The 24314-nt window shown below is 63.9% G+C and carries 25 protein-coding genes; 10 read left to right on the top strand and 15 right to left on the bottom strand.

What is annotated here, in order from left to right:
• Positions 1-5: 5 nt before the first annotated feature.
• Positions 6-608, top strand: a complete 603-nt coding sequence (locus tag PJL15_RS03245) for a dihydrofolate reductase family protein (RefSeq protein WP_281449771.1) — start codon at positions 6-8, stop codon at positions 606-608.
• A gap of 30 nt (positions 609-638) precedes the next feature.
• On the opposite strand, the gene PJL15_RS03250 is transcribed toward PJL15_RS03245, so the two are convergent.
• Complete coding sequence (locus PJL15_RS03250; protein ID WP_281449772.1) at positions 639-1571, bottom strand: NAD-dependent epimerase/dehydratase family protein; 933 nt, start codon at positions 1569-1571, stop codon at positions 639-641.
• A 134-nt stretch (positions 1572-1705) separates the two neighbouring features.
• On the opposite strand from PJL15_RS03250, the gene PJL15_RS03255 reads away from it, so the two are divergent.
• Genes PJL15_RS03255 through PJL15_RS03265 form a run of 3 tightly spaced genes read left to right on the top strand, consistent with a single transcriptional unit; the run spans position 1706 to position 4126 of the window.
• Entirely contained in the window at positions 1706-2431 is a 726-nt protein-coding gene (locus PJL15_RS03255) for a TetR/AcrR family transcriptional regulator (RefSeq protein WP_281449773.1), read from the top strand.
• Positions 2432-2454: 23 nt separating this feature from the next.
• Positions 2455-3243, top strand: coding sequence for an oxygenase MpaB family protein (locus PJL15_RS03260; protein ID WP_281449774.1), 789 nt, complete (start codon positions 2455-2457; stop codon positions 3241-3243).
• The gene (locus PJL15_RS03265) at positions 3236-4126 is read left to right on the top strand and encodes a DUF817 domain-containing protein (RefSeq protein ID WP_281449775.1); all 891 of its coding nucleotides are present in this window, start codon (positions 3236-3238) and stop codon (positions 4124-4126) included. Before PJL15_RS03260 ends, PJL15_RS03265 begins: the two co-directional genes overlap by 8 nt.
• Here the strand turns inward: PJL15_RS03265 and PJL15_RS03270 are convergent.
• Positions 4101-4658, bottom strand: coding sequence for a hypothetical protein (locus PJL15_RS03270; RefSeq protein WP_281449776.1), 558 nt, complete (start codon positions 4656-4658; stop codon positions 4101-4103). The two genes, PJL15_RS03265 and PJL15_RS03270, sit on opposite strands and share 26 nt — an antisense overlap.
• A gap of 259 nt (positions 4659-4917) precedes the next feature.
• Here PJL15_RS03270 and dnaK point away from each other — a divergent pair, with 259 nt between their 5' ends.
• The 5 genes from dnaK to PJL15_RS03295 all read left to right on the top strand — a co-directional run bounded on the left by dnaK (position 4918) and on the right by PJL15_RS03295 (position 9675).
• On the top strand, positions 4918-6789 hold the full coding sequence (gene dnaK / locus PJL15_RS03275; RefSeq protein WP_281449777.1) for a molecular chaperone DnaK: 1872 nt from the start codon (positions 4918-4920) through the stop codon (positions 6787-6789).
• A gap of 2 nt (positions 6790-6791) precedes the next feature.
• Positions 6792-7451: a nucleotide exchange factor GrpE gene (locus PJL15_RS03280; RefSeq protein ID WP_281449778.1), complete on the top strand. Its 660-nt coding sequence runs from the start codon at positions 6792-6794 to the stop codon at positions 7449-7451.
• Positions 7452-7539: 88 nt separating this feature from the next.
• On the top strand, positions 7540-8526 hold the full coding sequence (locus PJL15_RS03285; protein WP_281449779.1) for a DnaJ C-terminal domain-containing protein: 987 nt from the start codon (positions 7540-7542) through the stop codon (positions 8524-8526).
• A 10-nt stretch (positions 8527-8536) separates the two neighbouring features.
• Positions 8537-8968, top strand: coding sequence for a heat shock protein transcriptional repressor HspR (locus tag PJL15_RS03290; protein WP_281449780.1), 432 nt, complete (start codon positions 8537-8539; stop codon positions 8966-8968).
• Complete coding sequence (locus PJL15_RS03295) at positions 8965-9675, top strand: HAD family hydrolase (RefSeq protein WP_281449781.1); 711 nt, start codon at positions 8965-8967, stop codon at positions 9673-9675. The genes PJL15_RS03290 and PJL15_RS03295 overlap by 4 nt, the downstream gene beginning before the upstream one ends.
• Positions 9676-9687: 12 nt before the next feature.
• On the opposite strand, the gene PJL15_RS03300 is transcribed toward PJL15_RS03295, so the two are convergent.
• The 13 genes from PJL15_RS03300 to PJL15_RS03360 are packed head-to-tail and all read right to left on the bottom strand — an operon-like array spanning position 9688 to position 22259.
• Entirely contained in the window at positions 9688-10593 is a 906-nt protein-coding gene (locus PJL15_RS03300; protein ID WP_281449782.1) for a MurR/RpiR family transcriptional regulator, read from the bottom strand.
• 15 nt (positions 10594-10608) lie between these two features.
• The gene (locus tag PJL15_RS03305) at positions 10609-11565 is read right to left on the bottom strand and encodes a phosphoglycerate dehydrogenase (protein ID WP_281449783.1); all 957 of its coding nucleotides are present in this window, start codon (positions 11563-11565) and stop codon (positions 10609-10611) included.
• A 5-nt stretch (positions 11566-11570) separates the two neighbouring features.
• Positions 11571-12179 carry a glucose-6-phosphate isomerase family protein gene (locus PJL15_RS03310; RefSeq protein WP_281449784.1) on the bottom strand — a complete coding sequence of 203 codons (609 nt, stop codon included), beginning with the start codon at positions 12177-12179 and terminating at the stop codon, positions 11571-11573.
• Positions 12176-13135 (bottom strand): shikimate dehydrogenase family protein, encoded by a 960-nt coding sequence (locus PJL15_RS03315; RefSeq protein WP_281449785.1) that lies wholly within the window; start codon positions 13133-13135, stop codon positions 12176-12178. Before PJL15_RS03315 ends, PJL15_RS03310 begins: the two co-directional genes overlap by 4 nt.
• A 35-nt stretch (positions 13136-13170) precedes the next feature.
• On the bottom strand, positions 13171-14670 hold the full coding sequence (gene glpK / locus PJL15_RS03320; RefSeq protein ID WP_281449786.1) for a glycerol kinase GlpK: 1500 nt from the start codon (positions 14668-14670) through the stop codon (positions 13171-13173).
• Between the two features lie 43 nt (positions 14671-14713).
• Positions 14714-15763 (bottom strand): zinc-dependent dehydrogenase, encoded by a 1050-nt coding sequence (locus tag PJL15_RS03325; RefSeq protein WP_281449787.1) that lies wholly within the window; start codon positions 15761-15763, stop codon positions 14714-14716.
• A complete protein-coding gene (locus PJL15_RS03330) occupies positions 15760-16827 on the bottom strand; it encodes a galactitol-1-phosphate 5-dehydrogenase (RefSeq protein WP_281449788.1) in 1068 nt (355 codons plus the stop codon). The genes PJL15_RS03325 and PJL15_RS03330 overlap by 4 nt, the downstream gene beginning before the upstream one ends.
• Positions 16828-16833: 6 nt before the next feature.
• A complete protein-coding gene (locus PJL15_RS03335; RefSeq protein WP_281449789.1) occupies positions 16834-17673 on the bottom strand; it encodes an SDR family oxidoreductase in 840 nt (279 codons plus the stop codon).
• 45 nt (positions 17674-17718) lie between these two features.
• Positions 17719-18360: a bifunctional 4-hydroxy-2-oxoglutarate aldolase/2-dehydro-3-deoxy-phosphogluconate aldolase gene (eda, locus tag PJL15_RS03340; RefSeq protein WP_281449790.1), complete on the bottom strand. Its 642-nt coding sequence runs from the start codon at positions 18358-18360 to the stop codon at positions 17719-17721.
• A gap of 1 nt (position 18361) precedes the next feature.
• A complete protein-coding gene (locus PJL15_RS03345) occupies positions 18362-19258 on the bottom strand; it encodes an MBL fold metallo-hydrolase (RefSeq protein WP_281449791.1) in 897 nt (298 codons plus the stop codon).
• Positions 19255-20082: an ATP-binding cassette domain-containing protein gene (locus PJL15_RS03350; RefSeq protein WP_281449792.1), complete on the bottom strand. Its 828-nt coding sequence runs from the start codon at positions 20080-20082 to the stop codon at positions 19255-19257. The genes PJL15_RS03345 and PJL15_RS03350 overlap by 4 nt, the downstream gene beginning before the upstream one ends.
• On the bottom strand, positions 20079-21158 hold the full coding sequence (locus PJL15_RS03355; protein ID WP_281449793.1) for an ABC transporter permease: 1080 nt from the start codon (positions 21156-21158) through the stop codon (positions 20079-20081). Before PJL15_RS03355 ends, PJL15_RS03350 begins: the two co-directional genes overlap by 4 nt.
• Before the next feature lie 48 nt (positions 21159-21206).
• Positions 21207-22259 carry a substrate-binding domain-containing protein gene (locus PJL15_RS03360; RefSeq protein WP_281449794.1) on the bottom strand — a complete coding sequence of 351 codons (1053 nt, stop codon included), beginning with the start codon at positions 22257-22259 and terminating at the stop codon, positions 21207-21209.
• A 131-nt stretch (positions 22260-22390) separates the two neighbouring features.
• Here PJL15_RS03360 and glmS point away from each other — a divergent pair, with 131 nt between their 5' ends.
• The gene (gene glmS / locus PJL15_RS03365; RefSeq protein ID WP_281449795.1) at positions 22391-24301 is read left to right on the top strand and encodes a glutamine--fructose-6-phosphate transaminase (isomerizing); all 1911 of its coding nucleotides are present in this window, start codon (positions 22391-22393) and stop codon (positions 24299-24301) included.
• Positions 24302-24314 lie beyond the last annotated feature (13 nt).

The following is a 24314-nucleotide window of genomic DNA, read 5'->3' on the forward strand; positions in this document are numbered from 1 at the left end:
ACATCATGGGGACTATCTCCTTGGACCTATTCATGACCATCGACGGCGTTTACCAGGCACCGGGCGGTCCGGACGAGGACCGTTCCGGCGGTTTCGATTTCGGCGGCTGGCAAGCGGCATATTCGGATGAGGAGGCCGGAGCTGCGAACGTCGCGGGCATCGACCGGATGGATGCGCTGCTTCTGGGACGCAGGACCTACGACATCTTCGCGGGTTACTGGCCCAACCAGGACGACCATATAGCCCGGACCTTCAACGCCATGCCCAAGTTCGTGGTCTCACGTTCCCTTACCAACCCTGAGTGGGAAGGAACCTCGGCGCTCCAGGATGTTGCGGACGTTGCCGAGCTCAAAGATCGTTTCAACGACATCCACGTGATCGGCAGCGGCGACCTCGCACGCTCTTTGCTTGAAGCCGATGTGATTGACCGGTTGAACCTCTACCTTTACCCGTTGACCTTTGGCACGGGAAAGAGACTCTTCCCCGACGGCTCGGGCGTCCCGGCAGCTTTCCGCCTGGCTCAGCCGCCACAGGCATTTCCCAATGGGGCCGTGTTGCTCGCCTATGACCGCAATGGTGCGCCGGTGACAGGTATCGATATCAGTTAGGCGCCAAGCCGCAGTTGGCTTCGTCTGTATTTACCTGGCCGCGGTTACCCCACCCCGCCACCATGCCACCGTGGCCGCTGCCGCTTGCTTCAGGGGCGTCGGTTCAAGTCCCAGGAGCCGCTGGCTTTCCGAGGACTCCATCACGAATGGCCGTTCAAACTGGTACAGCAGTTCAGCCAGTTCCCGCATGTCCGTGGAGAAGAGGCCTGCTGCACGCAGCACCCACCCGGGCACAGCGCCTACCTTTGGGCCGGATACGCCTGCGGCGTTCGCATACGCTGCCGCTATTTCCCGCTGGGTGATGGCGGCTCCAGTGGGAGCGTGCAGCACGCTGTTCCAGAGCCCGGGCTTCCGGGCGGCAACAATCATGGCGGCCGCGAGGTCCGGAACGTAGGTGAACGAGTGGGGTTGGCGTGAACTTCCAATGACCTGCACCGCCTTGCCCGCCAGGACGGGGGTGACCATGCGCTCGCCGGCATGGGCCGTCTTCACCCGGGGACCAAAGAAATCGCCGGCCACCACGCTGACGGTATTGGCGGGATGTGCCTGCCGCGCACGCAGCAGGGCAGTCCGGATACCGCGTTTGCCGCCGGTCGCCGTCCGCTGCCCCGCTTCCGTCATGACCCGGTCCGGCTGGCTGTAGGAGTAGAGGCTTTCGGGAAAGACGACGACGGCGCCAGCGGCTGCCGCTGCATCCATCACCACTTGCTCGGCCTGGGGGAGTTCGGCTGCCCAGGCTGCGGCACGGTACGCCGATCCGTGGATGCAGTGGAAAACCGCCGATGCCCCGGCCACCGCTTCATTGAGCTGTGCGGGATCTGAGGCATCCACCCGCCTGCGTTCCACCAGCGGATGTTCGGGGCCGCTGCCGGAACGGGTCAGTACCCGCACCCGATTGCCCTGCTCCGCGAGTTGTTCCGCGATGGTGTATCCCACGGGTCCTGCTCCGGTGACGACGTACATGATGGCTTCCTTCCGAGGTTGTGATTCTGTATGAGAGCACTGCTCTCTCATTCAGAATGATCACCTAAGCCGTTCTTGTCAAGAGCACTGCTCTCGAATGTTGACGTCGCTCTCTCTTGTGGCAAGCTGGTCCCATGCCGTCCCTCGAAACGAAAAAGGCCAAGCCGGCGACTCCCCGCGAACGGGCCCGCGCGCAGACGCTTGTGGACATTGTCCGGATCGGTCGGGAGCACTTGGCCGTCCACGGAGCCGCCGCGCTGTCCTTGCGCGCAGTGGCGAGGGACCTCGGCGTCGTGTCCTCTGCCGTCTACCGCTACGTCCAGAACCGCGATGAACTCCTGACGCTCTTGTTGATCGACGGGTACAACGAGCTCGGTGACCAGGTGGATGCGGCCGTTGCGGCGGCTCCGGAGGGTGACTTCGCCGGGCAATTCAGGGCACTGGGCCGGGCGGTCCGGCAGTGGGCCATCCGGGAGCCCGCAAGCTATGCCCTCCTCTTTGGCAGTCCCGTCCCCGGATACCAGGCTCCAGGGGAGCGCACCACGGCGCCGGGAACCCGGGTCATCTACCGCTTGGTAGGCATCTTCGAAGCAGCCCAGCGGGCAGGAGCGCTCAACGCCGAGGTGAGTCCCGGCGTCGTGATTCCTCCGGACCTTGCCGCGGACCTGGAAGCGATCCGTGCTGGACTGGGCCTCTCCTTGCCGGACGAGGCCCTGGCGCGTGGGGTGCTGGCGTGGACCTCCATTTTTGGCGCGATCAGCTTCGAGGTTTTCGGTCAATACGGCCCGGACACTTTCAAAGCCCGTGACGAATTGTTCGAGCACCAATTGGCCGTACTCGCGGGCGTCGCAGGGCTCTAAGGTTGGGGCGCTAGAGTATTCGAATGGTTCGGGGACTGGCGGATATTGGTGCGGAGGGCGTCCTGCTGGCCGGTGCGGGCCGGGCGATTCTCCTGCAAATCGCCAATCCGCGGGTTGGCCATGGCGTGGCCGAGCACAGCAACTTTGCTGAGCGCCCCATGGACAGGCTCCGTGCCACCATGACCTATGTATACGCCGTGGTCTACGGCTCCGAGGATCAACTGAAGGCCGTTCGGCGCGCGGTCAACCGGGCGCATGCGCCGGTCCGGCGCGGACCGGATGGCGCCTCCGCCGGTTACAGCGCCTTCGACGCCGAGTCCCAGCTGTGGGTGGTTGCCACCCTCTACGACACCGCCGTCACCGTCTACGAACAGGTCCATGGACCGCTCGACGACGACGCCGCCGACCACATCTATCGCGAGTACGCGCGGATTGGGACGGCCCTGCAGCTTCCGCCCAGCTTGTGGCCGGGGGACCGGAAGGCATTCGCCGAGTACTGGCAGACGCAGGTTGCGGCGTTGCAGCCGGATGCGAAGGCGCTGGCGGTTGCCAAGGACCTGCTCTATCCATCCGGCGGACCACAACTGCTGCGCCTGGCCATGCCGCTGGCCCGCTTCCTGACGGCGGGCCTCTTGCCGGAAAATGTCCGGGAAGGCTTCGGTTTTGACTGGAGTCCCGGCCACGCCCGGCGTTTCACCCGGACCATGAAGACTGTGGGCCGGGTCTACCCCAGGTTGCCGCAACGGATCCGCCACTGGCCGAGGGACTACTACTTGAAGCAACTTGCTGTGGACCAGGCGCCACATGCGTAATTTCACATCGGTGGAGCAGTCGATCGACCTTGCTGCCCACCGCTACCTGGATCGCGCCAACGGTGGACGGCTGCGTGGGCGGCTCACGGAATTCGTGGTTTTTGGGTTGAAGCAGGCGTGGGCCTGTGTCTTCGGAGCGGCACTGCTGGCGGTGATCATCGGCGTGCGACTCTGGTATCCCGCCGACGCCGGCTTTGCCAGCAATGATTTCCTGACCCTCGCCGCCGTCGTCATTCAGGTCCTGATGATCGCCTTCAAACTGGAGACGCTGCGGGAACTGCGGGTCATCGTGCTGTTCCACGTTGTGGGGACGGTGATGGAGCTGTTCAAGACGGACGTAGGCTCCTGGGCCTACGAGGCCGAAGGTGTTCTCCGGATCGGCGCAGTCCCCCTGTTCAGCGGATTCATGTATGCAGCCGTCGGGTCCTACATGGTCCGGGTGTTCCGACTCTTCGACCTCCGTTTCGACCACTACCCACGGCGGTGGATTACTGCCCTGGTTGCCGGCGCGATCTACGTCAACTTCTTCTCGCACCACTACATCCTTGACCTGCGCTGGGTGCTGCTCGCCGCCGTCGTGCTTGTCTACGGGCGGTGCGTTATGCACTTCAGGGTGTTCCGGAAGCGCTTCAAGATGCCCATCCTGGTGTCGTTCCTGTTGGTGGCGCTGTTCATTTGGTTCGCGGAGAATATCGGCACATGGTCGCGCGCGTGGCTGTATCCGAACCAGTTGGCGGGATGGCAGGCCGTGTCCATCGACAAGCTCCTGGCATGGTTTCTGCTGATGATCATCTCGGTGGTGCTGGTGGCATGGGTGTACAAGCCGGAGCCGCTGGATACGAGCGACGCGGACGTTCCTAGGCTTCGCCGCGTATCGCCTTGAGTGCCGCGCGGCGCGCCTGAAGCAAGGGTTCGACGTCGGGGACCCGCCTGAGGCTGACAGCTTCCGTCGAGGGCGGCTTGCGTTGGGCGTCTATCACGATTCCGAAGCCGCCGAAGGTGCCCGCGGCGAGCCACGAGTTCGTGCCGGGCCAGAGTGTGAAGTCCGTGCCGGCGCCGTCGATGATGATCGTGATGCGACGGCTGGTGAGGGCATTGAACGTGGCGTTCTGCTGCTGAAGTTCCTCGTAGTTGTGCGGAATTCCGGCCGAGGCGCGCCACCGGTTTCGGACAGTGCCCTGGGGATCCTGGTTTGTTGTGATGACGTCAACCAGAGGTCCTGTGGGTGAAAAGGCATCGCCGTGCACCACGCTGCCCTCATTGCCGTCCAGTTGCCAGGATCCCAACATGGGCGTGCAGTCACAGTCCGTCAACGAGAACAACGGAAGGCGGTGCGCGCTCTCCCGGATGTCCCGCTCCATCCGGTCATTCATCGCCCAGAACTCGTCCGGCGGCAGATATCCCGTGATCTCCATCGCGTCAGTCTGCCAGTTCACCGTGGGCGAAACCAGCCCTGCAGGCCCTGTATTCCGGGGAAGTTTGGAGCGCCGTGGACAAAGTTGAGTGCACTAGACTCAACTTTGGATTGACATCTTTCCGAGGCTGAGTACAGTTGAGTGCAGAACGCTCAACTAGCCGATTGTTGAGCAGGCTCCCGAACCAGCAAGGCCGCGCCAGCGGACCCCTGCGGGCCGGACGCAATCGTCAACATCGGCCATTGAAAGGAAACAAGATATGTCACGTGCAGTAGGTATCGACCTCGGAACCACCAACTCCGTGGTCTCTGTTCTCGAAGGTGGCGAGCCCACCGTCATCGCCAACGCAGAAGGCGGCCGGACCACGCCGTCGGTCGTTGCGTTCTCCAAGTCCGGCGAAGTCCTGGTTGGCGAAATCGCCAAGCGCCAGGCCGTCAACAACATCGATCGCACCATCGCCTCCGTCAAGCGCCACATGGGCACTGACTGGAACGTCGCCATCGACGACAAGAAGTACACGCCGCAGGAAATCTCCGCGCGTATCCTCATGAAGCTCAAGAACGACGCCGAGAGCTACCTGGGTGAAAAAGTCACCGACGCTGTGATCACCGTTCCGGCCTACTTCAACGACGCCGAGCGCCAGTCCACCAAGGAAGCCGGCGAAATCGCGGGCCTCAACGTCCTCCGCATTGTCAACGAGCCCACGGCCGCCGCACTGGCCTACGGCCTGGACAAGGGCAAGGAAGACGAACTCATCCTGGTCTTCGACCTCGGTGGCGGTACCTTCGACGTCTCCCTCCTCGAGGTTGGCAAGGACGAAGACAACTTCTCCACCATCCAGGTCCGCGCAACCGCAGGTGACAACCGCCTCGGTGGCGACGACTGGGACAACCGCGTCGTCGAGTGGCTCCTGAACCAGCTCAAGGTCAAGGGCATCGACCTCTCCAAGGACAAGATCGCCCTCCAGCGCCTCCGCGAAGCTGCTGAGCAGGCCAAGAAGGAACTCTCCTCCTCCACCAGCACCAACATCTCCCTCCAGTACCTCTCCGTCACCCCCGATGGCCCGGTCCACCTGGATGAGCAGCTGACCCGGGCCAAGTTCCAGGACCTCACCAAGGACCTGCTGGACCGCACCAAGAAGCCGTTCCACGACGTCATCGCTGAAGCCGGCATCAAGGTTTCCGACATCGACCACATCGTCCTCGTCGGTGGCTCCACCCGCATGCCTGCTGTCTCCGAGCTCGTCAAGGAACTCGCCGGCGGCAAGGAGCCCAACAAGGGCGTCAACCCGGACGAAGTTGTGGCCGTCGGTGCTGCACTCCAGGCCGGTGTCCTGAAGGGTGAGCGCAAGGACGTCCTCCTCATCGACGTCACTCCGCTTTCCCTGGGCATCGAAACCAAGGGTGGCGTCATGACGCACCTCATCGAGCGCAACACGGCCATCCCCACCAAGCGTTCCGAGACCTTCACCACCGCTGATGACAACCAGCCGTCCGTGGCCATCCAGGTCTTCCAAGGTGAGCGTGAATTCACCCGCGACAACAAGCCGCTGGGCACGTTCGAACTGACCGGCATCGCGCCGGCGCCGCGTGGCGTTCCGCAGGTCGAGGTCACCTTCGACATCGACGCCAACGGCATCGTCCACGTCTCCGCCAAGGACAAGGGCACCGGCAAGGAACAGTCCATGACCATCACCGGTGGCACGGCACTGTCCAAGGACGACATCGACCGCATGGTCCGTGAAGCCGAGGAGCACGCCGCTGAGGACAAGGCCCGCCGCGAAGCTACGGACACCCGTAACTCCGCAGAGCAGCTCGCCTACTCGGTGGACAAGCTGATCGCCGACAACGACGACAAGCTGCCTGAAGAGGTCAAGACCGAGGTCAAGGCCGACGTCGACGCCCTCAAGTCCGCGCTGGAAGGCACCGACGACGCCGCCGTGAAGACTGCGTTCGAGAAGCTCCAGGCCTCCCAGACCAAGCTTGGCGAAGCCATCTACTCGCAGGCCTCCGCAGCTGACGCTCCGGGTGCCGGTGCAGAAGGCGCTCCGGCCGGTGGTGCCGGTTCTGCCTCGGCCGATGAGGACATCGTCGACGCCGAAATCATCGACGAAGACGAAGCGAAGAAGTAGCCATGCCTCACCACGGCAACGAAGCAGAGCACTCAGAAGGCAACGAGCCGCGCAAGCCGGTTATCCGGGACAACCGCAAGGTTGACCCGGAGACCGGTGCAGCCCGCCACCCTGAAGGCGACGCTGCGGCTCCCACTGAAGGCAACGCCGCTCCGACGGACGGCGACGCCCTCTCCCAGGCTGAGGAAATCCTCAACGGGGTAGAGGTGCCGGCTGAAGAGTCGGTAGCCTCCGGTGCCGCAGCTGAAGCCCAGGCAGCGGAGCTCCGCAACGATCTCCTTCGCCTCCAGGCTGAGTACGTCAACTACCGCAAGCGCGTCGAACGCGACCGCGCCGTAGCAGGGGAGATGGCCGTCATCGGCGTCCTGAACTCCCTGCTCCCGGTACTGGACGACGTCGACGCCGCCCGCCAGCACGGTGACCTCGAGGACGGCCCCTTCGCCGCCATCGCCACCAAACTGGAGAGCGCGCTGAAGACGTACGGACTGGAACGCATCGCGGAAACCGGAGTCGAATTCGACCCCACCATCCACGAAGCACTCATCCAGCAGCCAGGCGAGGACATCCAGGTTGACACTGTCAGCCAGGTGCTGCGCTCCGGATACCGCTCAGGTGAGCGGGTCCTGCGTGCAGCCCAAGTGATTGTCGCGGTTCCGGCTTAATGCATCTCGAGATGGCAGTTCGTGACAGTGTTTGACTGAAACATTGGCATGAACTGCCATCTCGTTCCCACAACGAAAGGAAACGCTCTTGGCCAGCCAGGACTGGGTTGAAAAGGATTTTTACGCGATCCTTGGTATCGCCAAGGACGCGTCCGACGCGGATATCAAGAAGGCTTACCGCAAGCTTGCCCGGCAGTACCACCCGGATACCAATGCCGGGGATGCTGCCGCGGAGAAGAAGTTCAAGGACATTTCCGAGGCTTACTCGGTGTTGTCGAGTCCTGAGGACCGGCAGCAGTATGACGCCATCCGGGCCATGGGCGGTGCTCGGTTCGCACCTGGCGCCGGAGGCCGTGGTGGTCCTGCCGGTGCCAACGGCGGGTTCGAGGACCTCTTTGGCGGCCTCTTCGGCGGCGGGCCTGGCGCTCGTCAGCCTACGGGCGGCGGGGGTGGCATCCCTCCGGAGTTTGCCGACCTGTTCGGTGGCGGCTTCGGTGGCGGCGGGCAGACCGGCTTCCAGCGGGCTCCGCAAAAGGGCTCGGACCGCACGGCGACTACCACCATTTCGTTCGCAGGCTCCATCAAGGGCACCACAGTGAGCCTGCGCGAAAGCAACGGCAACGTGATCGACGTCAAGATTCCTGCCGGGATCAAGGACGGGCAGAAGGTCCGCCAACGCGGCAAGGGCAACGTAGGCCCGGCCGGCAACGGCGACCTCATCATCACGGTCAGCGTGAAGCCCCACGAATTTTTCCAGCGCGACGGCGACAACATCCGCGTCCACGTGCCCGTCACGTTTGCGGAAGCGGCGCTCGGCGCCACCATTGAGGTTCCAACGCTCGACGGCGACACCGTCAAGTTGCGCGTCCCGGCGGGCACACCCGCCGGCCGCACATTGAGGGTCAAGGGCCGGGGCGTGAAAACGTCCAAGGCGACAGGCGACCTGTTGGTGACCATCGACGTCGCGGTCCCCCAAAACCTGAACAAGGAAGCCGAAGAAGCCGTGAAGGCTTTTGCTGCGGCCACCACGGACGCCAACCCGCGCCACGACCTGGCCGCGAAGGCCCGGTTGTAGGGAGGCGGCCATGGCAATCGACGTCAACCAGCCGATCTTTGTCATCTCCGTCGCCGCGGAGCTTGCCGACATGCATCCGCAGACGTTGCGCCAGTACGACCGCCTGGGCATCGTCTCGCCCAGCCGTGCGCCGGGCAAGTCCCGCCGCTATTCGCAGAACGACGTCAACAAGCTGCGGGAGGTCCAGCGCCTCTCCCAGTCCGGCGTCTCCCTTGAGGGCATCAAGCGTATCCTCGACCTCGAAAACCAGGTGGCCGCGCTGCAGTACCGGGTGGCTGAATTGACCGAGGAGTTGTCGCGCCGTCGCACGCCGGTGGATGCGCGCATTTTCGCCGCAGGTGCTGCCGGAGACGTGGTGAGTCTCGCCCGGGGCCAGCGTCCGCGCGGCAGGTCCCAGGCCGTCGTCGTATGGCGTCCACGGTCGGAGGAGAACCAGCGGTGATCCCCGCAGCGCCGCAACTTGCCCTTCCCGGCGAGCGCTCCTCCACAATCCAGGACGTCTTCGGCACATGGCGCCCGGACGCCGTTGTGTTCGACTGTGACGGTCTCCTGATGGACACCGAATCGCTGTGGACCCGCACACAGGAAGTGGTGTGTGCCCGACTGGGTATTGCCTTGGACAGGGAGTTGCGCCGTCGGTTGGTGGGTCTCCCTGCCAGCCGCATCGGGCCCCTCATGGCCCAGCGGGCGGGTGCCGAGTCGGCCTCTGTCATCAAGCAGCTCCTGGATGTCAATGAACGTCTTGTGATGGAGTCGGGGCGTCCCATGCGCGGAGCCCGCGAAATTGTGGAGGCCATGGGGGCTAAGGTCCCGTTGGCAGTTGCGAGCAACTCCGCCCGGCGCATTCTGGACGTGGCCATCTCCCGCAGTGGCTTCGAATCACATTTCACGGCCACGGTTTCGGCTGAAGAGGTGGCACAGCCCAAGCCGGCCCCGGATGTCTACCTGGCCGCTGCGGAGGCTTTGGGCGCGGCCCCAGGGGACTGCATCGCCTTCGAGGATTCCGAGGCCGGCGCCAAAGCTGCGGTGGCCGCAGGCATGAAAGTTGTCGCCGTACCACAAGTGGCAAGCCAAAAGCCGCTCGCCCATGCCTTCTGCGGATCCTTGGAATCCCCGGATCTGCTGGCTTGGGTAGCGGCCTGGGCGTAGGTGCTGAGGGAGCTACGGACTCCGTCGCGATTGCCGGATGCTGCTCTGATAGGTGTCTTTGAGGTTCTTAACGGTCGCGTCGTAGTGCCGTGTGGCGTAGGCGGCGTAGAGGATGTCGATGACCAGCAGCTGCCCCCATTTGCTGGTGACCGACTCCCCGTAGAGTTCACCGCCGCTCGGTGCCGTGGCCGTGAACAGTGCGATGTCGGCGTGCTCCAGGAGGGGAGAGCCTTCGGCGCCTGTAATGGCCAGGGTTGCTGCCCCACGTAGTTGGGCCAGATGGAGCGCCTCGATGATGGGCGTGCTTTGCCCCGAATCGCTGATGCCAATCAGAAGATCACCCGGGGCAAGGATGGTCGCGAGCATGACCTGGATAGTGGTGTCCCGGTACAACATGCATTTCTTGCCGGCACGGGTGAAACGCATTACCGCTTCCTCCGCGGCAATGCTCGAGGATCCCATGCAGCAGAACACCAAGGTGTTGGCAGCATCGATCATGTCCACCGCGCGCTGGATGGCTTCTACATCCTGGCGCTGTCCTGTACGCCTCAGTGACTGGATGCTGCTGCGTTCAACCTTGCCCACGATGTCCTCGGGGGTATCCCCCCGGTTGACGCCCTCGTAAACCACGTCCGACGCCGCAGTCTGCTCCTGTGTGGCTGCTTTGGAAATGAAGGTCGCTTCGGCCAAACCCAGCAGCAGGGACTTGTAGCCGTCCACGCCCAGTTCGCGCACAAAGCGCGAGACGGTCGATTCGCCAACACCTGCGGCCAGCGCCAGTTCGGTGATGGTCATTGCCTGCGCGCGTTCGGGCGATTTCAGAACAGCTTCCGCCACAAGACGGAGCGACGGCGGAAGGTAAGGCAGCCGCGCCGATATCCGGTGCAGCAGTCCGCCGTCGGTAAAGGTCTCCGTCATATGGCAGTCTCCGGTCTAGTGCTGGTTGGCCAGGGCCTGAAGCAGGTTGTCCACGGCAGCCCAGGTGGCCCGGTCAACGCTTTCCCCAGTGTATCCACCGATGTGCGGGGTCGCGATGACATTCGGATGCCCCACCAAGGATGTGCGGCCGGGAGGCTCGGTTTCGAAAACATCGGTGGCGAGGAACGCCACGGCCCCCGATTCCAGGGCGGCCAGAACTGAATCATCATCCACCAGGGAAGCCCGGGCTGTGTTGATGATCCCTGCTCCGCGTTTAAGCAAGCCGATAGTGGCCTGCCCTATCACCGGCTCCTCCGACGGGGGCATATGGAGGGAAACCACATCCGAGGACCGCAGGACTTCGTTCAGCGAACCCCAAGCGAAGTCCTCCGAGGGTCGGAAGGTCTCCAACGGGTAGGCGTCGAAAGCCACCACTTTCATCCCAAGCCCCAGCGCCATCATTGCCACGCGCCGTCCGATCTGGCCGCAACCGAGCAAACCGAGCGTTTGCCCGGACACTTCCCGCCCAGGGCGTCGGGCCCATTGCCCGGCCTTGAGTTGACTGTCATGCCACGGGATGCCCCGCACTGCGGACAACATGAGGGCAATGGTCAGCTCTGCGACGCCTTGAGAGTTCGCCCCGGGCGCAGTCAGCACGCTGATGCCTTGCCGCGTGGCGGCGTCAACGTCTATGGAATCAACGCCCACGCCGTTACGGGAAATTGCCTTGAGTTCCGGAAATTCGGACAGGAACTGCCCGCTCAGGCGCTCCGTACCGGCGATGTAGCCTACGCAGCCCCGCAGGGCGCTGCGTAGCTGCTGTTCGTTGGGTACGGCACCCGGGGCGGGATAGACGACGTCGAACCCCGCCTTTTCGAGCTGGCGCAGGGCGGGGTGCCCCCCAACCGAAATGGAACGGGGGGTTACCGCGATCCGGCGGGCACCGCCGTCGTGCGTTATGTTCGGCGACATAACACTCAGGCCTGCCAGCGCGGGTTGTCGATGAACTCAGGCTTGCCGTCCCGCTCGACGCACAACTTGCGGAAGCCCTTGGTCTCGATGGTCCCGTAGTCGTGGCCTGCGTGGCCCGGGAAGGCGAAGAAGGTCACCAGCGGCTCCGTGGCCGAGACGTTGATGCTCCGGTGGGCGTAGCGGCGCGGAACGTAGACTGCCTGTCCTGGCGTGAATTCCGCGGCCTGCCAGTCGCCCTCGGGGTTCTCCATCAGCATGTAGCCATGGCCGCTCAGGCAGTAGTAGATCTCCGCGGTGTCCAAAACCTCGTGGAAGTGGCCCTTGGTCATGTAGTACTCATCACCCACCTTGCCCGGGTAGGTGATGCTGGTTCCGTACGCCACGTCACCGGACGTGGACGGGACGCCCATGTCGAAGAATTCATAGACCAGGACGTCGTCCTCGGCCACCTGTGCGGCAGCGGCGGCTTGGTCCGCATACATGTCCGCCATGGCTGAGAGCCGGCGCTGCAGCGGTGGCTTCGTGGTGGACAGCCCGGTCTTGACGTCGAAGTCTGTCAATACTGCCTGGACGGTCGTCTCAGCTGCAGTTGTCTTGGCTGCGGTGGTGCTCATGAGGAAATCTCCTTCTTGGAAACGTTCAGTGCGATGTCGGACAAGCGGTCGAAGACCGGTCCGCGGGTTGGAATGTCGATGGCGAAGACGTCGGCGATCACGCGCGTCCACCCGTGGAGGAAGTAGACCCAGCCGTCTTCTACCCGGAGGTTCAGGCTGGGTTGTTGGGCCTTGGCCTGGTCCAGGAACACAAGCTCGCCCCGGTAGTTGAAGTCCCAGGCAACGGCGTCCTGCGGGAAGACCACTTTGTCCGTGAGCGGTGAGCCCGGCCGGTCTTTCCCCAGGCCAGTGGCGTTGATGATCACTGAGCCGGGTGGAGCGGCGGAAACCACGGTGTCGTTCTCCGAAGCGTCTGCAACCTGGACGTAGCTGATGGGCAGGTTGCTGCCGAGCTTGGCATGCATGGCCCGCATTTCCTCCAATCGGCTGGCCCGGCGGTTGGTAACCGTGACCCTGGCCGGTACCGGGAATCCTGCGCTTGCGCGTTTGTGCAGGTAGTACGTCAGGGCCAGGGATGAACCACCGGCCCCTAGCAACACCAGCTCGGCGCCGCTGTCCTGCCAGTAGTCATCAGGAACAATCGCTTCCAGGGACAGCCCGCTGGTGACGGCGTCCATGGCGTTGCCCAACAGCTTCCCGTCCTTCTTGGAGATGCTGCTGATCTCGTGCAGCACCTGTGCATCCTCACCGAAGCCGTCGAAGTGATCCTTTGCTGCACTGACGATGTCCAGCTTGTGGGTGGTGACCAGCGCGCCGAGCGACAGGAGATCAGTTTTGAGGAAACGGACAACGTCCTGGTAGTCGGGCGCCGGTGCACCCGGAGGGAGGTCGATTCCCTTCAGGACTGCGGACAGGCCCAGTTCCTCGGCCCATGCCGGGAAGACGCGCATGATGGATGATTGCTTGGTGGTGACCCCCACGAAGTACATGGTGGGTTCAGTGGCGGGCAACAACATAGTGGTGCTCTCCTCGATGTGCAGTGGTCAATGGTCTAGTGCTCTTCCCAGTCGGAGGCACGGGCTACGGCGCGCTGCCAGCCGGAGTACAACTTCTGCCGCTTCTCCTCCGCCATGTCCGGAACGAATTCCCGGTCCAGCGCAAAGGTCTCGCGGAGTTGGTCCTGGCTGTGCCATATTCCGCACGCCAGCCCGGCCAGGAGGGCGGCGCCCCGCGCGGTGGATTCCACCTGCCGGGGCCGGAGCACACGGACGTTGAGCATGTCCGCCTGGAACTGCATCAGGAAGTTGTTGCGGACGGCCCCTCCGTCCACCCGGATCTCGGAGACCGGGATGCCTGCATCCGTCTCCATGCAGTTGATGACGTCCTTGATCTGGAACGCGATGGACTCCAACGTTGCCCGGATGATGTGGTTCCGGCTGGATCCCCGCGTGAGGCCCAGGATCGCGCCGCGGGCATAAGGATCCCAATACGGCGCGGCCATTCCCGTGAATGCCGGCACAACGTAGACCCCGCCGGAGTCCTCCACGCGCATGGCGGCATACTCGCTGTCCGCCGAGTCATAGATGACGCGCAGCTCATCACGCAACCACTGGATGGAGGCAGCAGCCACAAAGATCAGGCCTTCCAGGGCGTACTCAACCTTCCCGTTCAAACCCCAGGCGATGGTGGTGAGCATCCCGTTGGTTGAGCTCACGGGCGCGTCCCCGGTGTGCATCACCAGGCTGGCTCCAGTTCCGTAGGTGGCTTTGACCATGCCACGGTCAAAGCAGGCCTGGCCGAACAGGGCTGCCTGCTGGTCACCCACGGCCGAAGCCACGGGAATGCGGGCCCCCGCGAAGATCGCATCACAGGTGTGGCCATAGACTTCGCTGCTGGGCCGGACCTGGGGGAGCAGCATCCGCGGAACCCCCACTTCGTCCAACAGTTTGTCGTCCCAGTCCAGGGTGTTGATGTTGAAGAGCATGGTCCGTGCGGCGTTGGAGTAGTCCGTCACGTGGGCCTTGCCTCCAGTGAGGTTCCAGATCAGCCAGCTGTCCACGGTGCCGAAGCACAGTTCTCCGGCCTCGGCGCGCGCCCGGGCGCCGGGAACGTTGTCCAGGATCCAGGCGATCTTGGTTCCGGAGAAGTAGGCGTCCACCACCAGGCCGGTGGTGGTGCGGACGTACTCTTCAAAGCCTTTTTCCTTCAGCTCATCGCACAACCCCGCCGTCCGCCGGTCCTGCCACACGATGGCGTTCATGATGGGCTTGCCGGTGCTCCGGTCCCAGATCACGGTGGTTTCGCGTTGGTTGGTGACACCGATCGCGCCGATGTCCCGCGGATCGATGCCCGCTGCCTCCGTGGCCCGCCGGGCTACAGCCAATTGGGTGTTCCAGATCTCGATGGGATCGTGCTCCACCCAACCGGGCTTGGGATAGATCTGGGTGAACTCCTGGCTGGCTTCACCCACGATTTCAAGGTCCTGGCTGTAAAGGATTGACCTGATTCCGGTGGTGCCGGAGTCCAGTGCCATGATGTACTTCGTCGTCATCAGATGTCCGTTTCTGCGTGCGCGGTAACCGTGGGCCCGCGCTTCACTTCGAGTCGAAAAGGATCATGGCTTTCATGCCCGCGCCCGATCCTGCGTAGTCCATGGCCTTCTCGATGTCATCCAGTGTGAAGGTCTCCGTGACCAGTGGCGAGAGGTTCAACCGGCCTTGTCCGACGAGCCGCAGCGAGGCGGCGTAATCGGAGTTGCTGGAGCCGGTGGTTCCCGTCATAGTGAGGCCTTGGTAGTGGACGCGGTTGGTATCCACGGGAACCCGCTGGGCCTTGCCGAGGCCGGCGAAGAAGTTCACCCGCCCGTGCATGGCCAGCAGGTCCACCGCTTCGGCTTGGACTTCCGGCTTGGAAACGCACGTCAGTGCAACGTCCACGCCCCTGCCGGACGTTTCTTCCGCCACCACGGACGCCAGCTCGCGCTCGCCCAGGTTGACCAGGACGTCGGCCCCAACGGAGCCTGCGAAGTCGAGCCGTGCCTGGCGGTTGTTGGAGACGATGACCTTGGCGGCGCCGTAGAGCTTGGACAGCATCACGTGGCAAGCCCCGATCGGCCCGGCTCCCATGACCAGCACGGTTGTTTCGGGACCGATGCCCAGCTTGCTGATGGCGTTGTAGCAGCAGGACAGCGGTTCCACCAGGGCTGCCTCGGCATAGTCCACGGTGTCCGGAAGATGGAAGACGTTGCCGCGTTCAATGGCGAAGCGCGGAATCAGGACGTATTCCTGGAAACCACCGTCCATGGTGATGCCGAAAGCCTCGTAGGACGGGCACATGTTGTTGAGTCCCACCAGGCAGCTCGCGCAGCGTCCGCAACCTACGTTGGGGGTGACACTGACCCTGTCGCCTACGGCATAACCGGAAACTTCATCGCCGGCCGAGACGATGTCGCCGGCAAACTCGTGGCCAAGGACCCTCGGCGTTCCTTCCGGAAGCTTGAAGTGGCCGTTGGCGGCGATGCGGCGGTCCGTACCGCAAATGGATGCCGCGCGGACCTTGATGACGATGTCACCGGGTCCGGCCACCGGACGGTCAACCTCGTCCACGGTGATGATGCCGGCGGAGTGGAGCCTTGCAGCCTTCACTGTGACCGCACCTCCTCCTGCGCTTCTTCGGAGACCGCGAACAGCACCTTGTTGTACCAGATGGAGCGGTCGGTGAGCTGCCGGAAAAGGCCCGGGGCCTCTTTCAAGGGACGGACGTGGCTGATGAGCTCCTCCACTTTCAGGTCCTTGCCCAGATGCGCGATGACCATGTCCCACTCACTGTGACCCTTGGGGGTCACTTTGGCGTTCCACGTCCCGTAGAGGCGCAGTTCCCGGCGCAGCAGGGAGGATACCTCCGCCTTGGCCAAGTGGAGGTCCCTGCTCAGGTCACCGAGCAGCACTACCTGCCCCTGGACGGAAGCGGCGTCGATTGCTTGGACCAGTGCCTTCGGGTTCCCGGTGGCTTCCACGGTGATCTGCGGTCCCCAGCCGTCGGTGGCAGCCCGTCCGAGGTCGGCGGTGTCGCCGGTCCTCGCATCGAGGACCTCGAATCCCAGCCCGGACATGATCTCCAGTTTCCGGTCATCGATATCGGCTACAAGCACCCGTGAGCATCCCAGAATCCTGAGCCACTGGGCCGCCAAGGCACCAATGGGACCTGCTCCGATCACCAAGGCCGTGGCGTGGGTGGGGATGTCCAGTTTGAGCATGGCGTGCAGGGCTACGCCTGCCGGTTCCACCATGGCGGCGTGCGTCAAGGGAGTATTTTCCGGGACACGGAAGATGCTCTTGGCCGGTACCCACATCCGTTCGGACATGGCACCGTGGCGACGGGAACCGAAGTAGTCGTACCCCTTCCCCAAAGCGTGCTCACCGATTTCGGACATCGGGTCCCCGTGCTGGTGCAGCAGGGGAAAGACTGCAGCGCGGTCACCGGGCCTGAGCCCGGAGTCCGCCGGCGCCTCTTCCACGATCGCGGAGAACTCGTGGCCGAGGACCAGCGGATAGTGGTACGCCTTGCCGTGGCCGTAGCGGAGCACGTCGGAACCACAAACCCCGACGGCGCCGACGCGCACCAGGACGGGGTCCTCGCCTACAGGCTCGGGCTCAGGGATGTCCTGGTACTCCAGGTCATTGAGTCCATTGAGAATGGCAGCCTTCATGACAGGCTAGACCTCCATGCCGTAGCGGTGTGCCTTGTGGGTGGGGTACAGGGCGATCTGCGGAATGGTGACGTCCGGTGTCCGGGTTGCCACGTAAAGGGTGATCTCGGCGACGTTGTCCACCTCGATGCAGCTGGCGTGGATGCCTTCCTCGATTTCCTTCTTGTCCAGCCAGCCGTCGATGTAGGCGGGAACATCGCCGTCGTAAAGGCCCTTGTCGATGATTTCGGTCATGGGGGTCTTCACATGGGACGGGTTGATGACCGTGACGCCGATCTTCTTGTCCTTGCCTTCCAGCAGGATGTTCTTGCTGAAGCCCATGAGGCCGTGCTTGGACGCACGGTAGGGGCTGTGGCCCGGACCGGAGGCGACGCGGGCCGACGAGGAACCCATGTTGATGATGCGTCCACCGTTCTCCTGCTTCTCCATGATGCGGAAGGCTTCGCGGCACATCAGGAACACGGCGGTCAGGTTCGGGTTCAGGGTCTTGTTCCACTCGTCCAGGCTGACGTCCGTGACGGGTGGGGCGAGGGAGTCGCGGCCGGCGCTGTTCACCAGGAGGTCCACGCTGCCCCAGTTGGTCTTGGCCCAGGCGAAGAGGTCGATCACGGACTGCTCGTCGGTGACGTCGGCCAGGATGGAGTGGACTTCGCCGCGGCCGTAGCCGCGGATGCTGGCGGTGACCTTGTCCAAGCGTTCCTCGTCGATGTCCACCAACAGGACCTTGCTCTCGTTGGCAGCGAAGATGCGGGCCACGGCCTCGCCGATGCCGGATGCCGCGCCGCTGACGATTGCGACCTTGCCGCTCAGCGCCACGCCGTTCTGGGGGACGTATGTTTCACTCATTGTGGTTCTCCTTGTAATAGGTGGTTTTGATGGGATCGGTGGCCGTCAGGAGGACGCCACTGAAGGGGAGGCCAGGCGCACGGCCTGGCTGGCTTTGCTGCGGATGTCGTCCCAGCGCCGGCCGGCGATGTCGGCCTTCGTGGCGATCCAGGAACCGCCGCAAGCGGCCACGTTGGGCGCGTCCAGCCAGGCCTCCACTGTCGAGGCGGTGATGCCACCCGTGGGCATGAACGTGACATCCGGGTAGGGTGCGGCGAAGGCCTTCACCAGCGGCAGTCCGCCCACTGCCTCAGCCGGGAAGAGCTTGAGCAAACGGAGGCCAAGGGCACGGGCTGCTTCGATTTCCGTGGGTGAGGTGACACCGGGAATGATCGGGACTCCGGCGCGGTTGGAGCGCCCGACCACAGCGGGATTCAGCCCCGGTGAGACCAGGAAGTGGGCGCCGGCGTCGACGGCTGCGTCCACATCCGCCTCGGAAAGGACCGTGCCGGCACCTACCAGCAATCCGGGTACCTCACGTACCATGCGTGCGATGGCCTCGGCCGCGGCCGGTGTCCTGAAGGTCACTTCAGCTACCGGCAGCCCGGCCTCCACCAGCGTGTGCCCCAAGGGGACAGCATCGTCGGCGTCGGCGATTTCGATGACGGGCACGATCCGAAGTCCACGGAGCGATTTTTCGAGGTCCATGTCAGCGTCCTTCCAGTTGTGCGGCGTGGTGGGCGGGCTCAATGACGTGGCATTGGCCCACGTCGGGAAGGGCCCACTGCAGGTCACCGGCCACCTCACCAAGTTCGCGGGCGGCTTCCTCGCGGGGCACCGTGTTGAAGTCGAACAAGCCGAAGTGGTGGCCAACGACGACGGGAATCGCCGCCTGCTTGCAGAGGGCCGCCGCTTCGTGAACTGTGAAGTTGCCGGGAACGCCGTTCCGCAGCCTGTGCGTGTCGCGTCCATTGATGGGCAGCAGGGCAAGGTCCACGGCGTGGCTACGGAGTAGTTCCGCTTGACCCTCATAAGGGACGCAGTCGCCGGAGTGGTAGATCCGCACGCCGGCGATGTCCAGGATGTAGCCGAGGAAGACCGAATCGCCGTTGGCGTCGTATTCGAGCTCTTCATGGGCCGCCGGTACGGCCGTGACGGTCACGCCGCCGCCGAGGTCCGCTACGTCCCCGTCGGTGACAGCAAGCAGCCGGTCCTGTGGAATGTGCCGTGCCAAGGCAACGTCGCGCCGTGCCCTGGGTGCCACGAACACGGGGGAGTTGCGCTCCAGCAGGCCGGCGACCGTGTCCGGGTCCAAATGGTCCGTGTGGGCATGGCTGTGCAGCACGGCTTCCACGCCGCGTACTTCCGCCGGGTCCACGGGCACCGGCTGGAGCCGCGTGTGCGGGAACAGGGTTCCGGCGTACTTCTTCGCAAGGCTGTCCGAAAGGTACGGGTCCAGCAGTATCCGCCGTCCGGCATATTCAAAGGCGAAGCCCGCCTGGCCAAGCCACCAGAAGCGGAGGCGTCCGTCGTCGTCGGCTGCTTGGGTGAGGTACCCGACGTCGGGCCCGTCACTTTCGGCGCGAACAGTGAAGTAAACGTTCATCGGACGGCCAGCCGGGCTGGGAGTGCTTCGGGATCGTGCCCTGCGGGCGGTGTTTGCGCACCGGTCATCAGCGACACGGCATCGTTCATGGTGATGTCCGTTTTCTGGACGCAGGCGATGCGGCGGCCGAGGCGCTGGACATGGATCCTGTCTGCTACTTCGAAGACGTGGGGCATGTCATGGCTGATGAGGATGACAGGGATGCCCCGGTCGCGGATGCCCGCGATCAGGTCCAGGACCTTGCCTGATTCCTTGACGCCCAAGGCGGCTGTGGGCTCGTCCATGATGATCACGCGGCTGCCGAACGCTGCCGCGCGGGCAACGGCTACTCCTTGGCGTTGGCCTCCGGAAAGCGTCTCGACCGCTTGGCCGATGTTCTGGATGGTCAGCAGCCCCAGGTCGCCCATGATCCGGGCGGTTTCACTGCGCATTTTCTTGTGGTCCAGCAACCGCAGTCCCCATCCCAGCGGGCCGGGCTTCCGGATTTCGCGGCCCAGGAAGAGGTTCGCGGCGATGTCACGTGCCGGTGCCAGGGCGAGGTGTTGATAGACCGTTTCGATGCCTGCGCTGCGGGCGTCCAAGGGCGAACGGAACTTCTGCGTGGCGCCATCAACCTGGATTTCGCCTTCGTCCGGGATCAGCGCACCGGAGAGCGCCTTGATGAGGGAGGATTTACCGGCACCGTTATCGCCGATCACTGCCAGGACTTCGCCGGGGTAAAGGGTCAGATCTGCGCCTGCCAGGGCGGTAACGTGGCCGTACCGCTTCACGAGGTTCCGTGCCTGGAGGATGGGCTGCGTGGTGAGGGTTGGGTTCGAAGTCATCCTGCGACCTTTCGGGTCCACTGGTCCAGTCCGACGGCGACGATGACCAGCACGCCTGTAGTGAATACCTGCCAGAGGACGTCGACGCCGGCCAGGGTAAGGCCGTTGCTGAAGACCCCGATGATGAGGGCGCCCAGGAGGGTGCCAAGGACGTTCCCGCGGCCACCGAAGAGGCTAGTTCCGCCGATGACCACCGCGGTGATGCTGGCGAGGTTGACGCCTTCTCCGGAGAACGGGCTGACGGATCCGACGCGGCCGATGAGCAACCAGCCTGCAATGGCGCAAATGATGCCCGCCACGACGTAGACGCTGAGCAGCACCCGCGTGGTGCGGATGCCGCTGAGCCGGGCTCCTTCGGCGTTGTCGCCCACTGCGTAGATGTGCTCGCCCCACGCGGTGCGCTTGAGGATGAACGCAACAGCGACGAAGCTCAGCAACACCAGGATGGACCCGTACGTGACCGGTGCTCCGAGGACCCGGAACGTTTCGCCCGGCCACAGCAGCAGGTCCGGCAGGACGTTGGCCTTGATGGTCTGGCTGCCTGATGCCAGCAGGTTTAAGGCCGTGAAGATGCTGAGTGTTCCCAAGGTGGAGATGAACGGGGGGACACGGAAACGCGTCACCAGGATGCCGTTGAGGAAACCGCAGGCGGCACCCGTCGCCAACGCAATAACCAGCGCGACGACGGCGGGAAGCCCGGCTTCGGCGGCCAGCTTGCCGGAGATGACGGTGGTGAAGACCATTACGGCTGCGACGGAAAGATCAATGCCGGCTGTCAGGATGATGAGCGTTTGTGCGATGCCCACCATGCCGATGATCTGGACCTGCTGGAGGATGAGTGAGACGTTGAGCGGATCGATAAACCGTGGGCCCACCATCGCGGTGAAGACGACGCAAGCGAGGATCAGGACGGCCGTGGGCCCCAGGAGAGGGTGGGCGTGCAGTTGGCGCTGGATCTTCCCGAGCAACGGGACGGGTGGCTGGTCATCCAGGCGCTCGCCGACCCTGCGTTGGGCCGGTGCCTCGGCGTTCTTGACCGGCGCTGGGCTGCCGGGGGTCGCGGATACTGACTTCATTGTTGTACCTTCGCTGTTCAATGAACGGTGTGGTCTGGCTGCCTGGCTTTAGCCCCAGCAGTTCTCCAGGCCCCAGGAAGTGGGTTCGGAAGTGACGCCGGGTGCGGCTTTGTCCGTGATGAGCGTGACGCCCGTGTTGGTGAAATCGAGGCCATCCGTGGTGGCGGGCTTGGTGCCGTCCTTCAGGTAACCGCTGATGGCCTGGAGCGCGTCGCTGGCCATCTTGATGGGGAACTGCATGGACGTGGCGCCGATTGCCCCGGCCTTGACGTCATTGACGCCCGGGCAGCCGCCGTCGATGGAAACCACCGTGACCTGCCCTTCCAAGCCGGCGGCCTTGATGGAGGAGTAGGCGCCTGCCGCGGCGGGCTCGTTGATGGTGTAGACGAGGTTGATGGTGCGGTCCCGTTGGAGGAGCTTCTCCATGGCGGCCCGGCCTCCGGCCTCGTTGGCGTTGGTGACTTCATGCCCCGCGATCCGGGGGTCCTTTTCGTCGCCAATCTTGTTCTTGTCCGCGACGTCCACGCCGAACCCCTGCAGGAATCCCTGGTTTCGCTGAACGTCCACGGCAACCTGGGCCGGGCTGAGGTCCAGCATGGCGATCCTTGCGGGTTTGTTGGCAAATTGCGCTGCGGCCCACTGCCCGATCAGTACGCCGGCCTGGAAATTGTCGGTCGCGAACGTCGCGTCGGCAGCATGTGTCGGGTTGGTGGGGGAGTCGAGGACTGCCACGAAGACTCCTGCATCCCGGGCCTTCTTGATGGCGGGGAGGATCGCTTCAGAGTCTGAAGGGGCAATCATGATGCCCTTGGCGCCACGGGCTACAAGATTCTCGATCGCCTTGACCTGCGAGTCGTTGTCACTTTGGCCCTGGCCGGAGAGGGACTGAAGGTCGAAGCCCAATTCCGCGGCCTTCTTCTCGGCACCCTCACGCATCTTCACGTAGTAAGGGTTGTCATCGGTCTTGGTGATGAGCCCCACGAGTGGCTTGGAGTCGGCTGCGGAGGAGGAGCAAGCGGCCAGGCTTGCCGTGAGGCCGGCCGCGGCGATGAAGGCGGCTGCCTTGGCGGTCATTCCACGCCGTTGTGTACGAGCGGTCATTTCGAGGCCTTTCTGTCGAGAGAACTCTCTGCTGGGTGTTGGGGGGTGGTGTTGATCACAACTTTAGCAGGAATTTTCTACCAATCAATATAGTTTGGAAGAAATTTCCAAGCTCGGTTAGGCTGGGCAGCATGTGTGGAATCGTTGGTTATGTCGGCAGGTCCGACTCAGTTCAAGCTCCCCGGCGACGTGCCCTGGATGTGGTCATGGGCGGTTTGCGCCGCCTTGAGTACAGGGGATACGACTCGTCGGGCGTCGCCGTTCAATCGGCAGGCAGGGTCCATATCCGCAAGAAGGCCGGGAAGGTCGGCAACCTCGCTGCGTCAATCGACGCTAAGCCCCTTCCCAATGGGGAGGCTGCCATTGGGCACACCCGGTGGGCTACCCATGGTGCCCCCACGGACGCCAACGCCCACCCCCACCTGGCCGATCACGGACGCTTGGCCGTGATCCACAATGGCATCATCGAGAACGCCGGGGAACTCAGGCAGGCCCTCTCCGGCGCTGGGCATGTCTTCACATCCGAGACCGATACCGAGGTGGCTGCCGCCCTGCTCGCGCAGGCGTACCGGTCCGCCGTCGATGACCGCGGGCCGGCTGCCGCCGATGACGGTGATGACCTGCTTGTTGGCGCCATGCGCCGCGCCTGCCGGCAACTGAACGGTTCCTTTACCCTTCTGGCAGTCCACGCCGGGCATCCCGGGCTGGTGGTGGCCGCGCGGCGCAACTCGCCGCTCGTCGTCGGAATTGGCGACGGCGAAAACTTCCTGGGCTCCGACGTTGCGGCCTTCGGTGAATTTACGAAGCGTGCCGTTGAGCTGGGTCAGGACCAGGTTGTCGCCGTCACCGCGGACACCGTGGCGGCGACCGACTTCGACGGCGTACCGGTGCAGGTCACCGAAGTGGCAGTGGACTGGGACCCTGCGGCAGCATCCAAGGGTGGCCATGCTTCCTTCATGGTCAAGGAAATGCTGGAGCAGCCCGAAGCTGTCCGCCGGACCATCCAGGACCGCATCGGCATTGACGGATCTGTCCGACTGGATGGGTTGGGCATCGAGGAGTCCACATTCGCCCGGATCAACAAGGTGGTGGTGGTTGCCTGCGGTACGGCATCCTACGGCGGGCAGATCGCCAAATACGCCATCGAGCGCTGGTGCCGGATACCGGTCGAAGTCGATCTTGCCCACGAATTCCGATACCGCACGCCCCTGCTCGATGCGCGGACGCTGGTGGTGGCCATATCGCAGTCCGGAGAAACCATGGACACCTTGATGGCGGTCCGTTACGCCCGGGAGCAGGGTGCCGTGGTGCTGTCCATCTGCAACACGCAAGGATCCACCATTGCCCGTGAATCGAACGGCGTCCTCCATACGCTCGCCGGACCCGAAATCGCCGTTGCTTCCACCAAGGCCTTCCTTGCCCAGGTCACCGCCAACCTCCTCCTGGCGCTGTACCTGGCCCAATTTCGTGGCAGTGCATTGCGGGAGGAAACCTTTGCCGTGGCCAAGGAGTTGCGGAGAATCCCGGACCTGATCCAGCGCACGCTCGACCGTGCGGGCCGGGTTAATGCCTTGGCTGCCGACTTGCGGGAGGCAACATCCGTGCTCTTCATTGGGCGGCATGTTGGATTCCCGGTGGCTTTGGAGGGCGCCCTCAAGCTCAAGGAGCTCGCGTACATCCACGCCGAGGGGTTCGCGGCGGGCGAGCTCAAGCACGGCGCCATTGCACTGATCGATCAGGGTCAGCCGGTCATCGTGATTGTTCCCTCGCTGAGGCACAGCAGCCTTCTGCACGCGAAGGTCATGTCCACCATCCAGGAGGTCAAGGCGCGTGGCGGGTGGGTCGTCGCCGTTGCGGACGACGGCGATGGGGTGGTCGCCGAGTGGGCGGACGAAGTGATCGCGGTGCCGGAGTCCTCGCCACTTTTGGCGCCCTTGCTGACCACGGTCCCGCTTCAATTGTTTGCCGCTGGTCTTGCCGCTGAAAAGGGACTCGACGTTGACCAGCCACGCAATCTCGCAAAATCTGTCACGGTGGAGTAGCGCAGGACCGCCC

The organism is Paenarthrobacter nitroguajacolicus, from assembly GCF_029952445.1.
GTDB classification, from domain to species: domain Bacteria; phylum Actinomycetota; class Actinomycetes; order Actinomycetales; family Micrococcaceae; genus Arthrobacter; species Arthrobacter nitroguajacolicus_B.

Coding starts and splice junctions, on each gene's coding strand:
- glpK (WP_281449786.1), bottom strand. CDS start 14,670: ATGACGACGAAGTACATCATGGCACTGGACTCCGGCACCACCGGAATC.
- PJL15_RS03265 (WP_281449775.1), top strand. CDS start 3,236: ATGCGTAATTTCACATCGGTGGAGCAGTCGATCGACCTTGCTGCCCAC.
- glmS (WP_281449795.1), top strand. CDS start 22,391: ATGTGTGGAATCGTTGGTTATGTCGGCAGGTCCGACTCAGTTCAAGCT.
- PJL15_RS03330 (WP_281449788.1), bottom strand. CDS start 16,827: ATGAAGGCTGCCATTCTCAATGGACTCAATGACCTGGAGTACCAGGAC.
- eda (WP_281449790.1), bottom strand. CDS start 18,360: ATGGACCTCGAAAAATCGCTCCGTGGACTTCGGATCGTGCCCGTCATC.
- PJL15_RS03250 (WP_281449772.1), bottom strand. CDS start 1,571: ATGTACGTCGTCACCGGAGCAGGACCCGTGGGATACACCATCGCGGAA.
- PJL15_RS03360 (WP_281449794.1), bottom strand. CDS start 22,259: ATGACCGCTCGTACACAACGGCGTGGAATGACCGCCAAGGCAGCCGCC.
- PJL15_RS03335 (WP_281449789.1), bottom strand. CDS start 17,673: ATGAGTGAAACATACGTCCCCCAGAACGGCGTGGCGCTGAGCGGCAAG.
- PJL15_RS03255 (WP_281449773.1), top strand. CDS start 1,706: ATGCCGTCCCTCGAAACGAAAAAGGCCAAGCCGGCGACTCCCCGCGAA.
- PJL15_RS03290 (WP_281449780.1), top strand. CDS start 8,537: ATGGCAATCGACGTCAACCAGCCGATCTTTGTCATCTCCGTCGCCGCG.
- PJL15_RS03245 (WP_281449771.1), top strand. CDS start 6: ATGGGGACTATCTCCTTGGACCTATTCATGACCATCGACGGCGTTTAC.
- PJL15_RS03305 (WP_281449783.1), bottom strand. CDS start 11,565: ATGTCGCCGAACATAACGCACGACGGCGGTGCCCGCCGGATCGCGGTA.
- PJL15_RS03260 (WP_281449774.1), top strand. CDS start 2,455: ATGGTTCGGGGACTGGCGGATATTGGTGCGGAGGGCGTCCTGCTGGCC.
- PJL15_RS03355 (WP_281449793.1), bottom strand. CDS start 21,158: ATGAAGTCAGTATCCGCGACCCCCGGCAGCCCAGCGCCGGTCAAGAAC.
- PJL15_RS03280 (WP_281449778.1), top strand. CDS start 6,792: ATGCCTCACCACGGCAACGAAGCAGAGCACTCAGAAGGCAACGAGCCG.
- PJL15_RS03350 (WP_281449792.1), bottom strand. CDS start 20,082: ATGACTTCGAACCCAACCCTCACCACGCAGCCCATCCTCCAGGCACGG.
- dnaK (WP_281449777.1), top strand. CDS start 4,918: ATGTCACGTGCAGTAGGTATCGACCTCGGAACCACCAACTCCGTGGTC.
- PJL15_RS03315 (WP_281449785.1), bottom strand. CDS start 13,135: ATGTTGTTGCCCGCCACTGAACCCACCATGTACTTCGTGGGGGTCACC.
- PJL15_RS03300 (WP_281449782.1), bottom strand. CDS start 10,593: ATGACGGAGACCTTTACCGACGGCGGACTGCTGCACCGGATATCGGCG.
- PJL15_RS03310 (WP_281449784.1), bottom strand. CDS start 12,179: ATGAGCACCACCGCAGCCAAGACAACTGCAGCTGAGACGACCGTCCAG.
- PJL15_RS03270 (WP_281449776.1), bottom strand. CDS start 4,658: ATGGAGATCACGGGATATCTGCCGCCGGACGAGTTCTGGGCGATGAAT.
- PJL15_RS03345 (WP_281449791.1), bottom strand. CDS start 19,258: ATGAACGTTTACTTCACTGTTCGCGCCGAAAGTGACGGGCCCGACGTC.